General features: G+C 76.6%; 9 protein-coding genes, 1 pseudogene and 1 riboswitch. Of the genes and pseudogenes, 5 read left to right on the forward strand and 5 right to left on the reverse strand.

Going from position 1 to position 19,244, the window contains the following annotated elements; all coding sequences use genetic code 11:
- Positions 1–415: 415 nt before the first annotated feature.
- From HCK00_RS27495 to HCK00_RS09095, 3 genes and pseudogenes are all read right to left on the reverse strand, one after another.
- Positions 416–3,157, reverse strand: a pseudogene (locus HCK00_RS27495) (DUF5682 family protein); the annotation flags it as partial.
- 44 nt (positions 3,158–3,201) lie between these two features.
- Positions 3,202–4,431, reverse strand: a complete 1,230-nt coding sequence (locus tag HCK00_RS09090) for an ATP-binding protein (protein ID WP_168101281.1) — start codon at positions 4,429–4,431, stop codon at positions 3,202–3,204.
- A 201-nt stretch (positions 4,432–4,632) separates the two neighbouring features.
- Positions 4,633–5,076, reverse strand: coding sequence for an MmpS family transport accessory protein (locus tag HCK00_RS09095; protein ID WP_168101282.1), 444 nt, complete (start codon positions 5,074–5,076; stop codon positions 4,633–4,635).
- Between the two features lie 612 nt (positions 5,077–5,688).
- Between HCK00_RS09095 and HCK00_RS09100 the strand changes: the two genes are divergently transcribed.
- A complete protein-coding gene (locus tag HCK00_RS09100) occupies positions 5,689–6,624 on the forward strand; it encodes an SWIM zinc finger family protein (RefSeq protein WP_311765222.1) in 936 nt (311 codons plus the stop codon).
- Positions 6,625–7,537: 913 nt separating this feature from the next.
- Entirely contained in the window at positions 7,538–9,772 is a 2,235-nt protein-coding gene (locus HCK00_RS09105; protein ID WP_240965384.1) for a DUF5691 domain-containing protein, read from the forward strand.
- 106 nt (positions 9,773–9,878) lie between these two features.
- Here the strand turns inward: HCK00_RS09105 and icmB are convergent, their stop codons facing one another.
- A complete protein-coding gene (gene icmB, locus HCK00_RS09110; RefSeq protein ID WP_168101284.1) occupies positions 9,879–10,289 on the reverse strand; it encodes a coenzyme B12-dependent isobutyryl CoA mutase small subunit in 411 nt (136 codons plus the stop codon).
- Positions 10,290–10,950: 661 nt separating this feature from the next.
- Between icmB and HCK00_RS26895 the strand changes: the two genes are divergently transcribed.
- Both HCK00_RS26895 and HCK00_RS09125 read left to right on the forward strand, forming a co-directional pair.
- On the forward strand, positions 10,951–12,150 hold the full coding sequence (locus HCK00_RS26895; RefSeq protein ID WP_206320079.1) for an esterase/lipase family protein: 1,200 nt from the start codon (positions 10,951–10,953) through the stop codon (positions 12,148–12,150).
- A 492-nt stretch (positions 12,151–12,642) separates the two neighbouring features.
- Positions 12,643–14,475, forward strand: coding sequence for a M23 family metallopeptidase (locus tag HCK00_RS09125; RefSeq protein ID WP_240965424.1), 1,833 nt, complete (start codon positions 12,643–12,645; stop codon positions 14,473–14,475).
- A gap of 210 nt (positions 14,476–14,685) precedes the next feature.
- Here HCK00_RS09125 and pcrA read toward each other — a convergent pair whose 3' ends face one another.
- Positions 14,686–17,172 carry a DNA helicase PcrA gene (pcrA, locus tag HCK00_RS09130; protein ID WP_168101286.1) on the reverse strand — a complete coding sequence of 829 codons (2,487 nt, stop codon included), beginning with the start codon at positions 17,170–17,172 and terminating at the stop codon, positions 14,686–14,688.
- Between the two features lie 569 nt (positions 17,173–17,741).
- A riboswitch (cyclic di-AMP (ydaO/yuaA leader) is annotated at positions 17,742–17,920 on the forward strand.
- Positions 17,921–17,927: 7 nt separating this feature from the next.
- Between pcrA and HCK00_RS09135 the strand changes: the two genes are divergently transcribed.
- Positions 17,928–19,124, forward strand: coding sequence for a C40 family peptidase (locus tag HCK00_RS09135; RefSeq protein ID WP_168101287.1), 1,197 nt, complete (start codon positions 17,928–17,930; stop codon positions 19,122–19,124).
- Positions 19,125–19,244: the final 120 nt, after the last annotated feature.

Here is a 19,244-nt window from a genome sequence, read left to right on the forward strand (position 1 = left end):
CGGGGTCGCCGGGGTCGCCGGGGTGGCCGGTCGGCGGGTGCTCCTCCCGTGGCTGCCCGTGCGGGAGTTCGTCCCGCGTATGACCGCCGTTCCGTGCATGCCCGTGCGGGGGCTCGTTCGGGAGGTGCCCATGCGGGAACTCGTCCCGGAGGTGCCCGCGCGAGGGCTCGTCCCGAAGGCGCCCGTGCGGGGGGTCGTCCCGCGCACCCCCGTCCCTGGGACGCCGGCCCCGGGACTCGCCGTCCCAGGTCCCGCCGCGCCGGGACTCGCCGCCCCGGGGCCCGCCGCCCCAGGGCCCGCTCTCCGGCGAGCTTCCGTTCCGGAGGGTGGCGTCCGGTGAACTCCGGCCCCGGGGGGCCGCGTCCGAGGGCAGGGGGTGGTCGGGGTCCCCATCCCGGGGGTGGCCGGTCGTGGCTCCCAGGAGCAGCCGGATCGTCGGCAGGACCGCGGAGGCGCGCTCCCCGTCCAGTCCGGGGCCGAAGCCGGGAGCGGCCGGGGCTTCTCCGGCCTCACCCGCACGCCGCGCCGCCGGGCCGCGGCGGACCAGCTCGCCCAGCGTGCGCCGCACCCCCGGCTCGTACGCCGCGAACGTGCGCCGCAGCAGCGGCAGTACGCCGGTGAACGCGCGCTCCGTCACCCCCGTGAGCCAGGTGTCCAGCAGGGCGAGCAGCCGGGCGTCGTGCACCAGCAGGAGCCCGCCACCGGGCTCGCCGCCGAGGAATCCCTCGATCCACGCCGCCCCGTCCGCCGCGGCGGTGGCGGGCGAGAGCGCCAGGCCCATCACCCGGGACGCCTCCGCGGCATCCAGCCGCCCGTCGTCGAGGAGCAGCCGCGCCGACCGGCCCCGGAGCAGCGGTGCCACCGTGTCCCGGCCGGCGAGCCCACGCAGCACGCCGGCCCACCGCCGCCGCAATGCCCCACCGGGATCCCCCGGCCCGTCGGGAGCCGACTCCCCCGGCCCCGCCGACCCATTCGGCCCCGCGGGTCCCGGACCCACCGGCCCCTTGCGTTCCACCGGCCCGTCGTGTTTCGCCGGACCGCCCGGCTCCGTCCACCCCTCCGCTTCACCGGGCCCGTCCCCGCCCGCCGGCCCGTCGAGGGCCGCCTCCCCCGGTCCCGCCGCTGCTCCGGCGAGCAGCCCCACCGCCCCGTGGACCCCGTCCACACGGGCGCGCATCGCCGCCGCTCCGTCCGGGTCCAGCCCCGCGCAGGCGGCGGGGAGCCCCACGAACACCCGCTCCGCCAGCCCGGCCGCGACCCCGGCGAGCGCCTCGGTGTCCGTGCCGCGCACGTCCCCGTACCGGACGGCGCGTGCCAGCGCGGGCAGCGCCTCGGCCGTCCGGGTGACGTCGGTGTCGAGGGCGGCCCGGTCCGCCAGCGCGCGCAGGACGGCGGGCAGCGCGCCGGACAGCCCGGCCCGCAGACATCGCTCGGCCACCGCCGTGACCTCCGGGAGCGCACCGGCGGACGCCGCCGCCGACGCGGCGCGGGCCGTGGCCGCCGACTCCACGGTGGTGCCCCACACCCCCGCCTCGGAGACCCGCACCGACAGTTCGGGTTCCCAGCGCAGCCGCCACACCTCACGGAAGGTGCCGAGCCCGCCCGGGCAGCGGTCCGGCTCACCCCAGTCGATCTCCAGCAGCCGCAGCCGGTGGAGCAGCCGGCTCCGCTCGGCGTCCGTCTCCCGGCGCAGGTCGAGCCGCACCTCCCGGTCCTCCGCCGCCGGAGCGAGGCGCAGCCGCCGCTGGAGGGCGGTGAGATCGCGCTGTAGCGGTACCGCCGGCGCGGACCGCGGCACCTCCCCCAGCGCGTCCCCGGCCACCAGGCGGCGCGCGACCAGTTCCAGCGGCGCGCCGGAGCCGCGGCACAGCACCGCCCGGATCGCGTCCGTCGTCTCACCGAGGCCCGCGAGGGGACGGCCGCGCAGCGCCGCGAGGGTCTCCGCCAGCCGCACCGCCTCGATCACGTCGGCGGGGGAGACGGGGTGGTCCTCGGAGCGCAGCAGCCCGGCGGCGCGCACCATCCAGCGCTCCACGGGCCGGTCGGGTGCGGCGAACAGATGCCCGTACCAGCCCGGCGAGGTGATCCCGGCGCCGTACCCGCTGCTCCGGGCGAGCCGCCGGTGGGTCCACGGCACCCAGGTCACCTCGGGTCTGACCTTCGGCAGTCCGCGGAGCAGCGCCCGGTCGGCGGCCACGGTGGCGGGCGCCGTGAGCGCCGGGACGTGCCAGGCCCCGCAGACGACGGCGACCCGCTCCCCGAACTCGCGCCGCGCGGCGCGGAGTTCCAGCCGCATGTGGGCCTCGCGGACGCGGTCCCGCTCCGGGCCTCCGGCGCCGTGGACCTCACGGAGGGCGCCCATGGCCGCGGCCAGCGCGGCGAACGACGCGAGCGCGGCCGCCCCGGCGCGGTCGGTCCCGCCGCCGCTGCCGGGACCGGTGGCCTCCGCGGCGGTGGACGGGGCGGAGGGAGCGGCGGAGGGAGCGGTGCCGTGTCCCGGTCCCACGGCGGCAGCCGGGGCCGCCGGGCCGGTGCCGGCCCCTTCCGCGTCCGGCGGCTCGCCGGTGTGCCGGGCCGCCGGCCGCAGCGGCGCCCCCCGGTGCTCGACGACGTCCTCCCACCAGCGTTCCGGATCGTCGTGCCCCGCGGCGGCGGCGAGCGCGCCGAGAGGATCGAGGCGGACCTCCCCGGACGGGCCGCCGGGTCCGCCCGGGCCACCGGGCCCACCCCCACGGGCCGCGCGATGCCGCTCCTCCGCGCCGGGCCGGGCTCCGTCACCGCCCCCGCCACGCGCCCCGTCTCCACCGCCACCGTCCCCGTCGGCGTCGGCGTCGGCGTCGGCGTCCGTCCAGGCCAGTACATGCGCGGCCGGCAGGTCGAAGAAGCGGACCGGAACCCCGCGCGTGACCGCCCAGCGGAGCGCCACCCACTCCGGGGAGAAGGCGGCCATCGGCCAGAACGCGGAGCGCGCCGGTTCCCCGGCGACATGGGCGAGCAGCGCCACCGGCGGCCGCATCCCCTCCTCGGCGGCGAGCGGGGCGAGGGCGTCCGCCTCCGGCGGCCCCTCGATCAGCACCGCGGCCGGCCGGAAGGCGTCCAGCGCCGCGCGCACGGAGCGCGCCGAACCGGGGCCGTGGTGCCGCACCCCCAGCAGCAGCGGGCCGCCGGGCCCCGCCTCCACCCCGGCCGCCGCGGGCCCGGTCACCGGCCGTCCTCCTCACGGCAGGCGCGGTAGAGGTCCGCCCAGCCCGGGCGCTCCCGGACCACGGTCTCCAGATACTCCTGCCAGACCACGCCGTCCGAGGCGGGGTCCCGGAGCACCGCCCCCGCCAGCCCGGCGGCGAGGTCCGAGGGGCGCAGCACACCGTCGCCGAAGTGGGCGGCCAGGGCCAGACCGCCGGTGACGACGGAGATCGCCTCGGCGGTGGACAGCGTGCCGGAGGGGGACTTGAGCCTGGTGCGGCCGTCGGCGGTGACCCCCTCGCGGAGTTCACGGAAGACGGTGACGACCCGCCGGATCTCCGCCATGCCCTCGGCGGCCGGCGGCAGATCGAGGGAACCGCCGATCTGCGCCACCCGGCGGGAGACGATCTCCACCTCGGCCTCGGCGCTCGCGGGCAGCGGCAGCACCACCGTGGTGAAGCGGCGGCGCAGCGCGCCGGACAGCTCGTTGACCCCCCGGTCGCGGTCGTTGGCGGTGGCGACGAGGTTGAAGCCGCGGACGGCCTGGACCTCCTCGCCCAGCTCCGGGACGGGCAGCGTCTTCTCGGAGAGCACCGTGATCAGCGTGTCCTGGACGTCCGCCGGGATGCGGGTCAGCTCCTCCACCCGGGTGGTCAGCCCCTCGGCCATGGCCCGCATCACGGGGCTCGGCACCAGGGCCTCCCGGCTCGGGCCGTGCGCGAGCAGCCGGGCGTAGTTCCAGCCGTAACGGAGGGCCTCCTCCGGGGTGCCCGCCGTGCCCTGGACCAGCAGGGTGGAGTCACCGCTGACGGCCGCCGCCAGATGCTCGGAGAGCCAGGTCTTGGCGGTGCCGGGGACACCGAGCAGCAGCAGGGCGCGGTCGGTGGCGAGCGTGGCGACGGCCACCTCCACGATCCGGCGCGGGCCGACGTACTTCGGGGTGACGACCGTGCCGTCGGGCAGCGTGCCGCCGAGGAGATAGGTGGCGACGGCCCACGGCGACAGCCGCCAGCGCTCGGGGCGGGGGCGGTCGTCCGCCGCGGCGAGCGCCCGCAGCTCCCCGGCGAAGGCCTGCTCGGCGTGGGGCCGCAGCACCTCGCCGGCGCCCGGCCCGGATCCGGCCCCGGGGCCCGGGCCGGCACGGTTCCCGGCCCCGGACGGGTCCGGGACGGCTCCCCCCGGGCCGTCCGGGACGGGCCGCGGAGCCCCGGCCGGGCCCCTGCCGGAGCCCGTGGCGTCCGTCGTCATGGTCGTCCCCCTCCGCACGGCACGGACGGCCCACCCCGGAGAACACCGGGACACGGCAGGCCGGTTGCGTCGTTCTCCACCCTGCACGAGGGCACTGACAGCGGCGCGGGAGCGGCCGGGAGGGGGCGCGGAGGGGAGGACCGTCCGGTGGAGGGCCGGGGGGCGGCGGCACACCCCCCGTTCCCCGGCCCGCGGCGCCGCCTACCGGGCGAGCGGCGACAGGGCCACGCAGGAGGCGGGGGCGTCGCCCTTGGTGGTCCGCTCCTCCAGGACCTCACCCTTGTAGGTGATCCGGCAGGTGGCCCCCGAGCCGTCCGCCTCCGGCACGGCCAGCAGTGTCGGCGCGGCGATGCCCTTGAGCGTCACGGTCTTGCTCCAGGGCGTCTTCGGCTCGTCCACGGAGTCGAGGTCGGGCTCGGTGGCGGTCCCCCGGCCCGCGTTGAACTCGACCGTGAAGACGCTCTCACCCGTGACCTCGTAGGTGACCTGGTAGGTCTCGTCCACGGCCCGGTCCACCTCCTCGGTGAGGCGGTCCGCCGCCTTGTCACGGGCCGCGTCCCGCGACTCCCCCGAACACCCGGCGGCGGTGAACACCAGGGCGGTGACGGCGAGCAGGGACAGCGGGGCGCGGGCGGGACGTCTCACGGCGATATGCCTTTCGGTGCTCGGGGCGGCCCGGTCCGGGAGCGTCCCGGCGGCCGGTCTCCCGGACGAAGTGGTCCGCGGTCGTCGGTGAACACCGGCGGACACCGGCATCCAACCGTGGGCCGGACCGCTCGGCAAGCGGGTTCAGGCCATCGGAGCGGCCGGACGGACCGCAGGTCGGACGGCCTGTCAGTGGGTGCCCTTACGGTCGGTGCCATGAATCGGCAGAGGGTGCGGCTGCCCGTCTCCCGGGCGCCCGCGGCACGACCTGACGGCGCGTCACACCGGAGGGGACGCCGCCCCGGTGACGCCGGCGGGAGGCCGGTCACGGTGGCGCGGGGAGGCGTTGTGGGGGCTGGGCGAGGGCGGAGCGAGTGTCCCGGACGGCCACCCGGAGCCGGTGGAGGTGGAGGGACCGGAGAAGCCGGCGGAGCTGGAAGGGCTGGCGGAGCTGGGCCAGGGGACGGGGACGGCGGGTGTCCGGGAGAGCCGGATGCCCGGAGCGGGACCGCGCCTGCCGGCGCCGCGGGCTCCGGCGGGACGCCGCCCGGCCCCGCGGGCCCGAAGGACGCGGCCGGGGCCCGGCGCCGCGCGGAGCGACGGGCGGAGCGGATGGCCGCCGGCGCGGAGGAGCTGGAGGCGCGGCTGCTGGACACGGTACGCGGCGGTCTGGCCGGTGCCGGGCGCGGCGCCTGGGAGGAGACGGCCGCCCGCATGATCGACGCGCAGGCACCGGGTCTGGAGGCGCGTGTGCGGGAGCTGGCCGCGGTCGCCGCCGCGGGCGGGGACCCGGGGCGCTTGCTGGAGGAGTGTGCTCTGCTCCATCTGCTCAACCGCGCCCTGCTCGGTCTGCCCGGCCTCCCGGAGCCCCTGGCGGCGACGGTGCGGACGCGGGCCGGGGTGCCCGTGCGGGCGGCGGAGGTCCTGGCCACCGGAGAGCGGGTCCGTGACCGCTGGCTCGTCCTGGCCCGGCGGGAGACCACGGAGGGCGCGCTGACCGCCCGGCGGATCTGGCTGCGGGGCACGGACACGGGCCGGATGGCGTTGCTGCTCGTTTTCGGGGCGCCGGGCCGGCCACTCCCGGAGACGGATCTGCCGGTGGGCCACGCGCTGGACGCGGAGGTCGCGTTCCACCCCGGCGCGCGGCCCCTGCGGGTGGTGCTCGGTGAGTGTTTCTCCGCTCCGGAGGTGGCGCCCCCTCCGCCGGGTTCGGGCACCGGCCGGGCGCTCGCCGCCTACGGGTCGGCGCTTCGGGCGGACCCGTGGCTGGCGGCGTGGCCCGCCGTACTGGCCGGCGTGGTGCCCATACCCCCGGCGGCCGGGCCCGGTCCGCGCCCGGCCGAGGACGGAAACGGCTGGCAGCTCGCCGACGGGGACGGCCGCGGCGCGCTGCCCGTCGACCCGCGCGCCCCCGAACGGCCGGGGCTGTGGCGGCTGCTGGCCGTCTCGGGTGGCGCGCCGGTCACCGTCTCCGGCGAGTGCGGTCACCGTGGCTTCCTCCCGCACACCGCCTGGTCGCCGGAGACCGGAGAGGCCATACCGCTCTGAACCGCGGGCGGCCCGGCCGCGTCCTTCCCACCGCCGGTGTGGGGACGCCGGCCCGGGGCCAGGCGCTCGGCACCGCCGGCCGGGGGAAGGGAAGAAGAGCGGGGACGGGGGAACGGGGGAACGGGTAAGGGGGGAACGGGAAACGGGGACGACCGGCTCACGCCGGAACGCGGCACTCATCCGTCCGGCCGGCGGCGCCGGCCCGGGAGGACAGGGCGAGGGGAACGGGGGAGAAGGGGAAACAGGGGGAAAGAAGAGGGGAAGGGGCGGCAGCCGGACGCGGCGCCCATCCGTCTCCGCGTACGCGTCGAACAGCAGCTCCGGGCCGGACGCACCGTCCGCACCGGACACACACGGACCGCATGACGGGGCGATGCGGTCGATCCGTCCGATCCGGCCGATCCGGTTGATGCGGTTGATGCGGTTGATGCGGTTGATGCGGTTGATGCAACTGACTCGGCCGATCCGACAGCTTCGCTGATCGCCCGCGCGACCACCCGCCCCGGCCCGTGCCACCACCGGCGCGAGCCCGGCCGTGCCGCCCGGCGCCGGGTCCGGCCGACGCCGACCGGCCATCCGCCGACCAGCCGTCCAGCGACCGGCCGTCCGGCGACCGGCCATCCGGCGAGGCGCCGCACGAGCTGTCCGAGGAACCGCGCGAGGAACCACCCGACGCACCATTCCGGCCGGCCGCCGAGGCCGGTCCCACCGGCCACCGCGGACCGTTCCGCGGAACCGGGATCACCGGATCGCAGCACTGAGGAGCCCACCGCCCGCCCGGGCGCCAGGCTCCGCACCCAGGGGGACTCATGATGACGGACGACCACCACGTGACGACGGTCGGCGCAGTGTCCGACGACCACCTGACAGCAACACCCGACCACCCGACCGCGGCCTCCGACGACCACCTGACATGACACCCCGCGACGACATGGCCCGTGCCGGGGATCCCGCCCCGCCCCGGCACCGGCCGGCGGACGGTCCCGGCGGGGGCACAACCCCCGCCGGGGCCGCTCCCCCGAGCTGGGGCGCGCTGACGGCCGCCGCCCTGCTGGGCACGGAGCGGCGGACCCCGCCCGGCGCGGTCCCGGGAGACGACCCGGCGGCGGCGCTGCTGGACGCCGCCGCGGCGGCCACCGTGCGGGGGCGGGCCGGCCTGCGGCCCGCCCCCGCACGGCCCCGTCCCGCGCCCGCCCCGCCGGACCCCCGTCCGCCCCTGCCCGCCGCCGCCCGGCGCCGGCTCGCCCAGCTGCTCGGTGACCGTCCGGGGCCGGGGAGCGGCGGGGGGCGCCGGGGCACCGCGCCCGACCTGGCCGAGCTGCTGCCGCAGTGGCTGTCCGCGGCCGTCCGCCACGGGTTCCGGCCACCCGACGTGCTGCTGCCCCCGCTGCTGGACGCCGCCCGCGCCCGGACCGACCTCCGGCCGGCGGCGCTCGCCCTGGCCGGACCCCGCGCGCTGTGGCTGGCCCGGTCCAACCCGGACTGGCGGTTCGCCCTGCGAGGCACCGTCCCGCCCGTCCCGGGCGCGGCGGTACGCGCCGGGGAGGCGGCCGGCGGACAGGAGGCCGCCGCCCCGGCCACGACGGCCGCACCGGGGCCGGCCGGCCCGGCCGGCGGAGCGGGCCCGGCGGGCACCGCGCATCCGGCAGGCGCGACACCCGCGGGAGACCCGGCGCCCGTGGGAGACCCGGCCCCTGCCGGAGACGTGGTCCCCGTGGGAGGCCCCGCCCTCCTCGGAGACGCGGCGCCCGTGGGGGAGGCGGCCCGCCGGCTCTGGGCGGAGGGCCTCTTCGCCGAGCGCGCGGCGCTGCTGGAGGCCCTCCGCCGCCGCGATCCGGCCACCGCGCGGGCCCTGCTCGACTCGGGATGGCGCACGGAACGGGCCGAGGACCGGCTGATGTTCCTGGAGACACTCCGCACGGGGCTGTCCCCGGCAGACGAGCCGTTCCTGGAGCGGGCGCTGGCGGACCGCAGCCGCAACGTCCGGGCGACGGCGGCCGAGTTGCTGTCCGCCCTGCCCGGTTCGGCGTACGCCGCCCGGATGGCGGCGCGGGCGCTGCCCTGTCTGACGCTGCACCGCACCCCTTCGGGGCCGCTCGTGACCGTCGACCCACCGTGCGAGTGCGACGCGGCCATGCAGCGGGACGGCGTCGTGCCGAGGCCGCCCGCCGGCCGCGGTGAACGCGTCTGGTGGCTGGCCCAGTTGGTGGAGGCCACTCCCCTTCCGCTGTGGTCCGCGCGGTTCGGCGGGCGCTCCCCGGCGGCCGTGGCCGCGCTGCCCGTGGCGGACGGCCGGCAGCCGGAACTGCACGCGGCCTGGGGCCGCGCGGCCGTCCGGCAGCGGGACGCGGCCTGGGCGCGCGCCCTCCTCGGCGCCCCGGCCGCACACCCCGGGGCGGCACCCGGCGCGGCCTCCCCGGGCGAGCGGACCAGGCTGCTGTCCGTCCTGCCCGCGGACGAACGGGCCGCGTGGGTCGCCGGGTTCATCGCGGCCCACGGTCTGGCCGAGTCCTTCCAGCCGCTGGCCGCGTGCGCGGTGCCCTGGGCGCCGCCGCTCGGCCGGGCCGTGGTGGACGCCCTCGACATCGCCCGGGAGGCGGGCAGCTACCCGTGGAGCTTCAGCGGGGTGATGGGGCTGGCCGAGCGGTGTCTCGACCCGGACGAGGCCGGCCGGCTCGACCTGCTGACGGCCGCCACCGAGGACCCGGAGGAGGCGTCACCGGGAGCGGGTGGTTACTGGTCGGAGGCGTTCCAGCGACTGGTCCGCACCCTCCGGCTGCGCCGGACCATGCTGGACGAGCTGGACGGCGCCGAACTGGACGGCGGAGCCACAGAGGGCCCCGGGACCACGGGGACCACGGGGACCACGGGGAAAGCCGAGAGCGCCCCTGCCGGCGCGGGAACCTCAGGCGCGGGTACCGGTGGGGGGAGGGCCGAGAGCGCGCCTCGCGCCGGTACCTCCCCGGCCGAGCAGGCCGGCACACCCGCCGGCGCGGCGGCCACCGCCACCGGCCCCGCCGCCGTCCCCCCGGGCACCGCGCCCGGAGGGATCACCCGCACCGGACCGCGGTCGCGGCACGGCCCTGCCGCGCCGGGCGGACCACCGGCTCCGCCCGCTCCTGGCCGACGGCCCGGGGACTCCGGGTGACCGGCCGGCCACACCGGCCCGGCCGGTCCGTGACCGCTCCGCGTGGCGGGGGTTCCCGGGGCAGGCCCGAGCGCCGTTCAGCGGGGGCCTGCCGGTTCGCGGAGCCTCAGGCGGCGACCTGCCGCAGGTTGGACCGCACCCAGCTCACGACATCTCCCGTGGGCGTGCCGGGGGTGAAGATCTCCGCGACGCCGAGGTCCTTGAGGGGCCGGATGTCGCCCTCGGGGATGATGCCGCCGCCGAAGACCTTGATGTCCTCCGCGTCCCGCTCCCTGAGCAGGTCGAGGACCTTCGCGAAGAGCGTGTTGTGGGCGCCGGAGAGGATGGAGAGGCCGATCGCGTCCGCGTCCTCCTGGATCGCGGTGTCCACGATCTGCTCCGGCGTCTGGTGCAGTCCGGTGTAGATGACCTCCATACCGGCGTCGCGCAGTGCCCGCGCGATGACCTTGGCCCCGCGGTCGTGGCCGTCGAGCCCCGGCTTGGCCACCACCACGCGGATCGGACCCGACACACCCATCACTGCCTCCTGTACCCATGCCGTCACCGGCCCTGTGCTCCCCGTACGTCTGCCTCGCCGGGCGAACCGGTGAACGAACGTTATCCCCAGCATCGCGCGGCGGGCCGTTTCATGACCAGGGGGGAGGGGGAAATCACATGGAGACGTGTCCGACGGGCGCGCCGGGGAGCCCCGGCAGCACGGCCCGCCCTGCTCCGCCCGGGACGGGCGGAGCAGGACAGCCCGGCGGCACCGGCCGCGGGGGCGGCCGGAGACGGGCCCCGCCACGACGAGCCGTCCGCCGGGGCCGACGCACGATGGACGGCCCCGGCCCCGGGCGCCCGGCACCCACCGGTCCACCGGCCGGTGCCGCGAGCCGGCCTCCCCTCCCCACCGCGATCCCCACCCGACCCCCGCACCGGTCCTCCCCCACTGACACCGACGGACACCGACCGGCACCGACCGGCACCGACCGCCGGTACCACCACCGGCCCCCAGCGCCGCGATCCCGAATCCCGCGCCCCGCACCCCGCACGACATCGCAGCGCAACTCCGCACCCCCCCCCCCCCCCACCCCGCCGCCCCCCCCCCCCGCCCCCCCCCCCCACGACCGCCCCGCGGGGCCCACCCGCCGCGGGGCCGAGCCCACGGCCACCCGCCGTGGGCGACCGGAGGCCGGCCGATGAAGACGATCACTCGCTGGAACCCGCTGAGAGCCGCACAGGGCCGGCAGGCGCTGAGGATCCTCACGTCCCTGCCCCTCCCCCCACTGCCGTCCCCCCAGCTCCCCTCCGGGGCGCTGCTCCGCGCCTCCGCACTGGAACTGCTGGTCTTCGCCGGCCACGCCGTGCTCTACCCCACCGGACTGATTCAGGAGCGCCGCCGGGCCCCCGACGGGACCGCGGCCGCCGAACCCGACGGGACCACCCCCGCCCGGGCCGGAGCCGGGAGCGGACCGGCCCCCGGAACCGGACCCACCTCCTCGGCCGGCACCGGGCCCGCCACCGCGAAGAGGGGCAGGGCCACGGGCGGAATCACCGGCCGGACCACCCGGGAGGCCGTCATCCGGAGCGGCTCTCCCGGCCCCTCCCCCAGGTCCCTCGCCCCCTCCGGCGGCCCGGCGGCCCGGCACGCCCCCACCGCCGCCGGCACCTCGGCGACCGGCGGGGCCCCCGGCACCCCCGAGACCCCCGCCGGAAGGCTCTCCGCGCTCCCCGGCCGTGCCGCCACCGGTGCGGGACGCGCCGCGGACCGGCCTCCGGTGCTGCTGCTGCACGGCTTCGTCGACAACCGTTCGGTCTTCGTCCTGCTGCGCCGCTCCCTCCGACGCCACGGGCACCGGGTGGAAGCGCTCAACTATTCGCCTCTCACCTGCGACATCCGTGCCGCCGCGGCAGAGCTCGGCGCGCGGGTCGAAGAGATCTGCGAACGCACCGGCCATGCCCGGATCGATGTGGTGGGCCACAGTCTGGGCGGTCTGATCGCCCGCTACTACGCCCAGCGGCTCGACGGCCACCACCGGGTCCGCACCCTCGTCACCCTCGGCGCCCCGCACTCCGGGACCACCGTCGCCCCGTGGCTGAGCGCGCACCCCCTCATCCGGCAGATGCGCCCGGATTCGGACGTCATCGCCGAACTGGCGGGCCCGGCGCGCGGCTGCTCGACGCGGTTCATCTGTTTCTGGAGCGATCTGGACCAGGTGGCCGTTCCCCCCGCGACGGCCCGTATCGAGCACCCGGATCTGACGGTGGTGAATATCCGGGTCAGCGGAATCGGTCATCTCGCGCTGCCCGTGCACGGCGCCGTGGCCGCGGAGATCCGCCGGGTGCTGGAGCCGCCGTGCTCCGACTCCGGTGCGGGACAGGCCGGTTCGGCGGCCTGACGGGGTGTGAGTCACCGTGGGATGACATACGTCACCTGTCCGCAACCCCTTTTATTTCGAACGCGATTCGAACATGAGCCAAAGGGCCGGTCGACAGTTCACCGAAAGGCATCCAAATGCCCGCTGTGGCGCCCCCGGAAACCCGGGGAAGATTGTGGGTCGCACACACCGGCGGGTACAGTCGCCGCTAATTCTCCTGCTGCCGAGGCGAAAGAGAAGTTGGTGGTGAACGACCGTCACCCGTTCGGTACCCCACTCCGGACGGCGCACGCTCCCGACGCCTCGTACGGGTCTCATACCCCGTACGACCAGCAGGATTCCTCCTTCGGCCACACCGCTGCGGACGGTTACGCCGGGGTCGGGCCCGATGGACACGCGGCCGGTTACGAGCCCTCCTTCCAGGACGACCCGCTCTTCGGCGCGGTTCCGGGAGGCGGCCACCACGGTGACGGCTCCTGGGACACCGGCGCGCACCAGGCCCCCGGTTACGCGATGCCCGGTCCCCACGCCCCCGAGCAGTCCTACGACCACCACACCTACGCCACCGGTGCGTACCCCGGTCACGACGCCGGCGGCACCGGCGGCTGGGACACCGGCGCCGCGTGGCAGTCCGGAAACCCCGCGGACCACGGAGGCCACTCCACCCCTGCCGGGGGCGACTCCTGGCAGACCGGCGGCTGGGACACCGGCGAGTACGGCACGACCGGCGCGGGCCCGTACGAAACCCCCGGCCCCTACGGAGCCGGGCAGGGCTACGGCCCCGAAGCCGGTTACGCCGACGGCACGGGCGGCTACCCCACCGAGAGCCACGGCTCGGACGGTCATGGCCCGGACGGCCACGGCCCCGACGGATACGGCACCGGCGAGTACGGCGCCCACTCCGGGCACGGCGCCCACGCGGCGGACGGTTACGGCACCGGCTCCTTCGAACAGAGCCCCTACGACACCGGAGCCCTCGACACCGGGGCCCTCGACACCGAAGCCCTCGAGACCGGTTCCTTCCAGCCCTACGGGGCGGCCGGCCACGACGGCTCCGCCGGAACGGGCCGGTGGGACACCGGCGACTGGCAGCAGGAACCCTCGTGGGGCGCCGGCGGTGCCGCGCCGGCCGACGGCTCGTACCACCCCGCGCCCGAGGCGGACCCCGAACGCACGGCCGTCTTCGAGCCCCTGCCCGAGACGGCCGACGCAGCCCTCCACGGCCACGGCTACGCGGACCACCCGGAGCCCGGCCAGGAGCACTCCCCCGACAGTGGTACCCCCGCCGACCCGTACGGCGCATACGACCCCGCCGACCCCGGCCACACGTACGAGCACGAAGACGGCCACGCGTACGAAGATCACCTCCACGGCCGGGCATACGGCCACGACGCCGGCCTCGCGGCGGGCGACCGGCCCGGCTCCGACGGTCCGGCGGCCACCACCGGCGACGGCGGTCATGGGGCCGAGGGCACGGACGGCGCCGACATCTCGGTCCTCGACACCGTCATCGCCGAGGCCGTACGCACCACCCCCTACATCGCGACCGGGGCCGGCGCCGCCCCGCGCGGCCACGGATCGCGCCGGGCCGGATCCCCCGGCCGCGCCGCCGCGGGCCGCGGCCGGCGCAAGGCTCCGGCCAAGCGCTCCGCACTGCTGACCGTCGCCGTTCCCTCCATGGCCGTGATGGGCGTGGCCGGCATCGCCGCGGCCTCCGTCGGCGGCTCCTCGGACGACGCCCCGGCCGCTCAGGCCGCGCCCGCCGAGGGCGCCGTGAAGCCGGCCCTGGCCAACAACAAGCTGGACGCGCAGCTCGCCACCCTCACCGCCGACGCGGGTGACTTCGCCGACCGCGCCAGCCGTACCCAGGAGCGGATCGACCTCCAGGAGCGGCAGGCGGAGGAGAAGCGGAAGAAGGAGGAGGAGGCGGCGCGCAAGGAGGCGCTGCGGCCCAAGTTCGCCCTCCCCGTCGCCCAGCACGGGCTGAGCGCCTACTACGGCCAGGCCGGCATCAACTGGATGTCGGTGCACAGCGGCATCGACTTCCCCGTCGCCTACGGCACCCCGGTGATGGCGGCCACCGACGGCACGGTCCGCACGCAGTACAACATCGCCTACGGCAACATGGCGATCGTGACCGCTCCCGACGGCACGGAGACCTGGTACTGCCACCTCAGCAGCACCAAGATCCGCTCCGGCACGGTGAAGGCGGGCGACACCATCGCCTACTCCGGCAACTCCGGCAACTCCACCGGCCCGCACCTGCACTTCGAGGTACGGCCGGGCGGCGGTTCGGCGATCGACCCGCTCGGCTGGTTCCAGAGCAAGGGCCTGGACCCGCAGTAACCCGGGCGCGCCGCGCCGCGGCCCGCCACACCGCGCTCCCGGCCGGCGCCGTCGTCCAGGCGCTCGCGCTCGGCGCCGTGTACCGCTACGTCACCGAACGGCGTGCCCGCGGCGCCGAAGGGGGCGTCAGCGGCGCCTGAACCCCCTCGCCGCCCGGGATCCGGATCCCGTGGTGGAGGCACCATCCGTCGACCCCGGGATCCGGCCCCGTCACAACTTCTCGACCGGCGCGTACCGCAGCAGCAGCACCTTCGGCTTGGGGTCGCCGAAGTCGATGGTGGCCTTGGCGTCGTGCCCGCTGCCCGCGACCGCGACCACGGTGCCGAGCCCGAACTGGTCGTGGGTGACGCGGTCCCCGGCCGTCAGCGCGATCACCGGCCGCTCCGTGGCCCGGCGGGTGGCGAAGCCGCTCGCCCCCCGGGACCGGGCCGAGGACAGCGACGCCGCCGAGGCCGCGGCCGACACGGCGGCGGACGGCGTGGACGGGCCGGTGCGCCGCCACTCCACGAAGCTGTCCGGGATCTCCTCCAGGAAGCGGGAGGGCGGGTTGTACGAGGGCTGGCCCCAGGCGCTGCGCATCGCGGACCGGGTGAGGTAGAGCCGCTCCCGCGCGCGGGTGATGCCGACGTACGCCAGCCGCCGCTCCTCCTCCAGCTCCTTCGTCTGGCCGAGGGCGCGCAGGTGCGGGAAGACGCCGTCCTCCAGGCCGGTGAGGAAGACGACCGGGAACTCCAGGCCCTTGGCGGTGTGCAGGGTCATCAGGGTGACGACCCCGGTGCCCTCGCCCTCGGCGTCGTCGTCGGGGATCTGGTCGGAGTCTGCGACGAGGGCGACGTTCTCCAGGAAGTCCGCCAGCGTCCCCGGGTTCTCCTCACCCCGCTCCTGCTCGAACTCCAGCGCGACGGCGGCGAGTTCCTGGAGGTTCTCGATCCGCGTCTCGTCCTGCGGGTCGGTGGACGCCTGCAGTTCGGCGAGGTAGCCGGTGCGCTCCAGGACGGCCTCCAGGACGGTGGCGGGGCCGGCCCCGGACTCCGCGATCGTCCGCAACTCCTCCATCAGCGTGTTGAACCGCTTGACGGCGTTCGCGGAGCGGGCGGCCATCCCGTACGCCTCGTCGACCCGGCGCAGCGCCTGCGCGAAGCTGGTCTTCTCGCGGGAGGCCAGGGCGTCGATCATGGCCTCGGCGCGCTCGCCGATGCCGCGCTTGGGGACGTTGAGGATGCGCCGCAGCGGGACGGTGTCCTCGGGGTTGGCCAGCACCCGCAGATAGGCGAGGACGTCCCGGACCTCCTTCCGCTCGTAGAAGCGGACCCCGCCGACGACCTTGTACGGCAGCCCGACGCGGATGAAGACCTCTTCGAAGACACGGGACTGGGCGTTGGTGCGGTAGAACACCGCCACGTCCCCCGCGCGGGCCTGGCCGGCGTCGGTCAGCCGGTCGATCTCGTCGGCGGTGAACTGCGCCTCGTCGTGCTCGGTGTCGGCGACGTAGCCGGTGATGGCGGTGCCCGCGCCGGCCTCGGTCCACAGGTTCTTCGGGCGGCGGTTCTCGTTCCGCTCGATGACGGCGTTGGCGGCGCTGAGGATGGTCTGCGTGGACCGGTAGTTCTGCTCCAGCAGGATGGTGGTGGCGTCCGGGTAGTCCTCCTCGAACTGGAGGATGTTGCGGATCGTCGCGCCGCGGAAGGCGTAGATCGACTGGTCGGCGTCGCCGACGACGCAGAGTTCGGCGGGCTCGGCCGCCGGGTGCTCCCCGCCCGCCCCGGCGGTCCCCACGAGTTCGCGGATCAGCGTGTACTGGGCGTGGTTGGTGTCCTGGTACTCGTCCACCAGGACGTGGCGGAAGCGGCGCCGGTAGTGCTCGGCGACATCGGGGAACGCCTGGAGGAGATGGACGGTGGTCATGATGATGTCGTCGAAGTCCAGCGCGTTCGCCTCGCGCAGCCGCTGCTGGTACATCGTGTACGCCTCGGCGAGGGTGCGCTCGAAGCTGCTCGGCGAGGTGTCGGAGGCGGCCTCGGCGGCGAAGTCCTCCGGGTCGACCAGCTCGTTCTTCAGCGCCGAGACGCGGGAGGTGAGCGCCTTGGGCGGGAAGCGCTTGGGGTCCAGGTCCAGATCGCGGCAGACCAGCGCCATCAGCCGCTTGGAGTCGGCGGCGTCGTAGATGGAGAAGCTGGAGGAGAAGCCGAGCTTCTTCGACTCGCGGCGGAGGATGCGGACGCAGGCGCTGTGGAAGGTGGAGACCCACATGGCGTGCGCGCGCGGGCCGACCAGCTCCTCCACCCGCTCCTTCATCTCGCCGGCGGCCTTGTTGGTGAAGGTGATGGCGAGCACGGAGCCGGGGTGCACCCCGCGCGCGGCCAGCAGATGCGCGATGCGGTGGGTGAGGACGCGGGTCTTGCCGGAGCCGGCGCCGGCGACGATGAGCAGCGGCGAGCCGGTGTGCAGCACGGCGGCGCGCTGGCGGTCGTTGAGCCCTTCCAGCAGCGCGGCGGGGTCCACGACCGGGCGCGGGGCGCCGTCGCGGTAGTAGGCGTCCCGGGCGGAGCCCCCGTGGGGGCCCGGCGGGCCGTCGAACGCGCCACCGAAGAGGTCGTCGGGAACCTCCTCGGCGGGGTGGTCGTGCTCGGGCGGCGGCGGCTCCTCGCCGGAGGGGGCCAGGTCCGCCAGGAAGTCGTCGTCAAAGAGGCTGCTCATCGCCCCCCGAGTCTAGGGTGCCCCACCGACGGGCGGCACCGCTTCCCCGGGACCGGGGCCGCCGCCCCTGGTCGGCCGGGGGTCCTGGCCCGCCGGGGGCCCCTGATCCGCCAGGGCCCCTGGTTCGCCGGGGGAGTCCGGCCGCCGCCAGCGGGGGCCGTTCCGCCCGGCCCGCCGGATCTCCGTCGCGGCACCGCTCGCGGGCCGGTCCCCGGTGCGCCGCGCGGGACCCGCGCCCGCGGAACGGCGTATCGGGAACGCGAACACCGGCGCGGCACCCGGAGCCGTTCCCGAGCGGGCCCGGGCCGGTCTCGAACGGCCCGGAACCGCCCTGAGGTTGGTCCCGGACGGCCCCGAGCGTCCCCGGACCGCCCGGACCGCATACCGGACGCCCGATCCTCACCCACCGTCGCCGTCCGGCAACCCGGAGGTCAACATTCCGGTGTGCACATGCAAGGTCACAGAATGGTTTCGGGCATATCGGCCACCGGCCTTCACACCAGCCGCACACATTGGCTACGGTGCAGCACCAGGCGGCCCGCATTCCCCGCCGGCGACCGCGCCGGCACGGGCAGCCACCGCCGAGTCCGGCCCTTTCCCCAGGGTGCCCGGAGCCGGGGACCCACGCGCAGAACCGGGGTGAATCGGACCAGCGCGGCGCGCACGGCGCCGCGTGAGGACCGTAGGGCAGCCTTCCGAATCCGCCCGAACCCGACAGCTAACCCGGTAGGCGGTCCACGGAAGGAGCGCCTACGTTGGCGTCGCACCGCAAATCCCGGACCCTCGGCAACCCGGCGTCGCGCCGCACCGCGGTCGGCCTGGGAACGGCGGCCCTCGCCTCCGTCACCCTGCTGCCGAGCGCGCAGGCCGCGCCGGGCGACGGTGAATCGAGGCAGTCCGTCGAAGAGGTCCAGAAGAAGGTCGACGAGCTCTACCGCCAGGCGGGCGGTGCCACCCAGCGGTACAACCAGGCCAAGGAGCGTACGGAGGAGCAGCGGTCGCGCGTCGGCGGCCTGCTGGACGCCGTGGCCGAGCGGACCGAGAAGCTGAACGAGGCACGGCGGACCCTCGGCACCTTCGCCACCGCCCAGTACCGGAGCGGCGGGATGAGCCCCACCGCCACCATGCTGCTCGCCTCCGACCCGGAGAGCTTCTTCGACAACAACCGCGTGCTGGACCGGATGACGGACCAGCAGCAGGCCGCCGTCCAGGACTTCCGCGACCAGCAGCGGGAGACCACCGAGCAGAAGGACGAGGCGACGGAGGCACTCGCCGCGCTGGACGACTCCCAGGCGAAGCTGCGGGAGAGCAAGCGGACCGTCCAGGCCAAGCTGGCCAAGGCGCGGGAACTGCTCGGGCGGCTCACCGCGGAGGAGCGGGCCCGGCTGGCGGAGATCGAGCGGCGGAAGGAGGCCGAGGCACAGCGCAAGGCGGAGGAACTGGCCCGGCAGGAGGCGGCGCGGCAGCGTCTCGCCGAGGAGGCCGCCCGGCGCGAACAGGCGGCCCGGTCGGGCGCCACCGACGGAGCGGGCACAGGCGCGGGCGCCGGCGCCTCCCATGGGACGGGCTCCACGGACACCTCAGCCGGTGTCCCCGTCAGCGGCACCAAGGCGCAGCAGGCGATCGAGTTCGCCCGCTCGCAGATCGGCAAGCCGTACGTCTGGGGCGCGACCGGCCCCAACTCCTACGACTGCTCGGGGCTCACCGGCGCCGCCTGGAAGGCCGCGGGCGTCTCCCTGCCGCGGACCACCTACGACCAGGTGAACACCGGTACCCGCGTGGCGAAGTCCGCGATGCGCCCGGGGGACCTGATCTTCTTCTACGGCGACATCAGCCACGTCGGCCTCTACATAGGCGACGGCCAGATGATCCACGCCCCGAAGCCCGGCACCAACGTCCGGGTCGAGTCCATCGACACCATGCCCTTCTACGCGGCCACCCGCCCGGCCTGACCGGCCCGCCCGGGTCCGGGCCGGCCGGTCGCCCGCCCCGGTGACCGGCCGGCCGGAAACCCGCCGGGGGCCCGGCGGGCTCCCCGCACCGTCGTCCTCGTCGTCCTCGTCGCCCTGTTC

Source organism: Streptomyces zingiberis (assembly GCF_012034935.1).
GTDB lineage: Bacteria > Actinomycetota > Actinomycetes > Streptomycetales > Streptomycetaceae > Streptomyces > Streptomyces zingiberis.

What these genes read in the sequence shown, in the direction of transcription:
- HCK00_RS09100 (WP_311765222.1), top strand. Translation starts at nt 5,689, where the DNA reads ATGGCCGCCGGCGCGGAGGAGCTGGAGGCGCGGCTGCTGGACACGGTA.
- HCK00_RS26895 (WP_206320079.1), top strand. Translation starts at nt 10,951, where the DNA reads ATGAAGACGATCACTCGCTGGAACCCGCTGAGAGCCGCACAGGGCCGG.
- icmB (WP_168101284.1), bottom strand. Translation starts at nt 10,289, where the DNA reads ATGGGTGTGTCGGGTCCGATCCGCGTGGTGGTGGCCAAGCCGGGGCTC.
- pcrA (WP_168101286.1), bottom strand. Translation starts at nt 17,172, where the DNA reads ATGAGCAGCCTCTTTGACGACGACTTCCTGGCGGACCTGGCCCCCTCC.
- HCK00_RS09090 (WP_168101281.1), bottom strand. Translation starts at nt 4,431, where the DNA reads ATGACGACGGACGCCACGGGCTCCGGCAGGGGCCCGGCCGGGGCTCCG.
- HCK00_RS09105 (WP_240965384.1), top strand. Translation starts at nt 7,538, where the DNA reads ATGACACCCCGCGACGACATGGCCCGTGCCGGGGATCCCGCCCCGCCC.
- HCK00_RS09125 (WP_240965424.1), top strand. Translation starts at nt 12,643, where the DNA reads ATGCCCGGTCCCCACGCCCCCGAGCAGTCCTACGACCACCACACCTAC.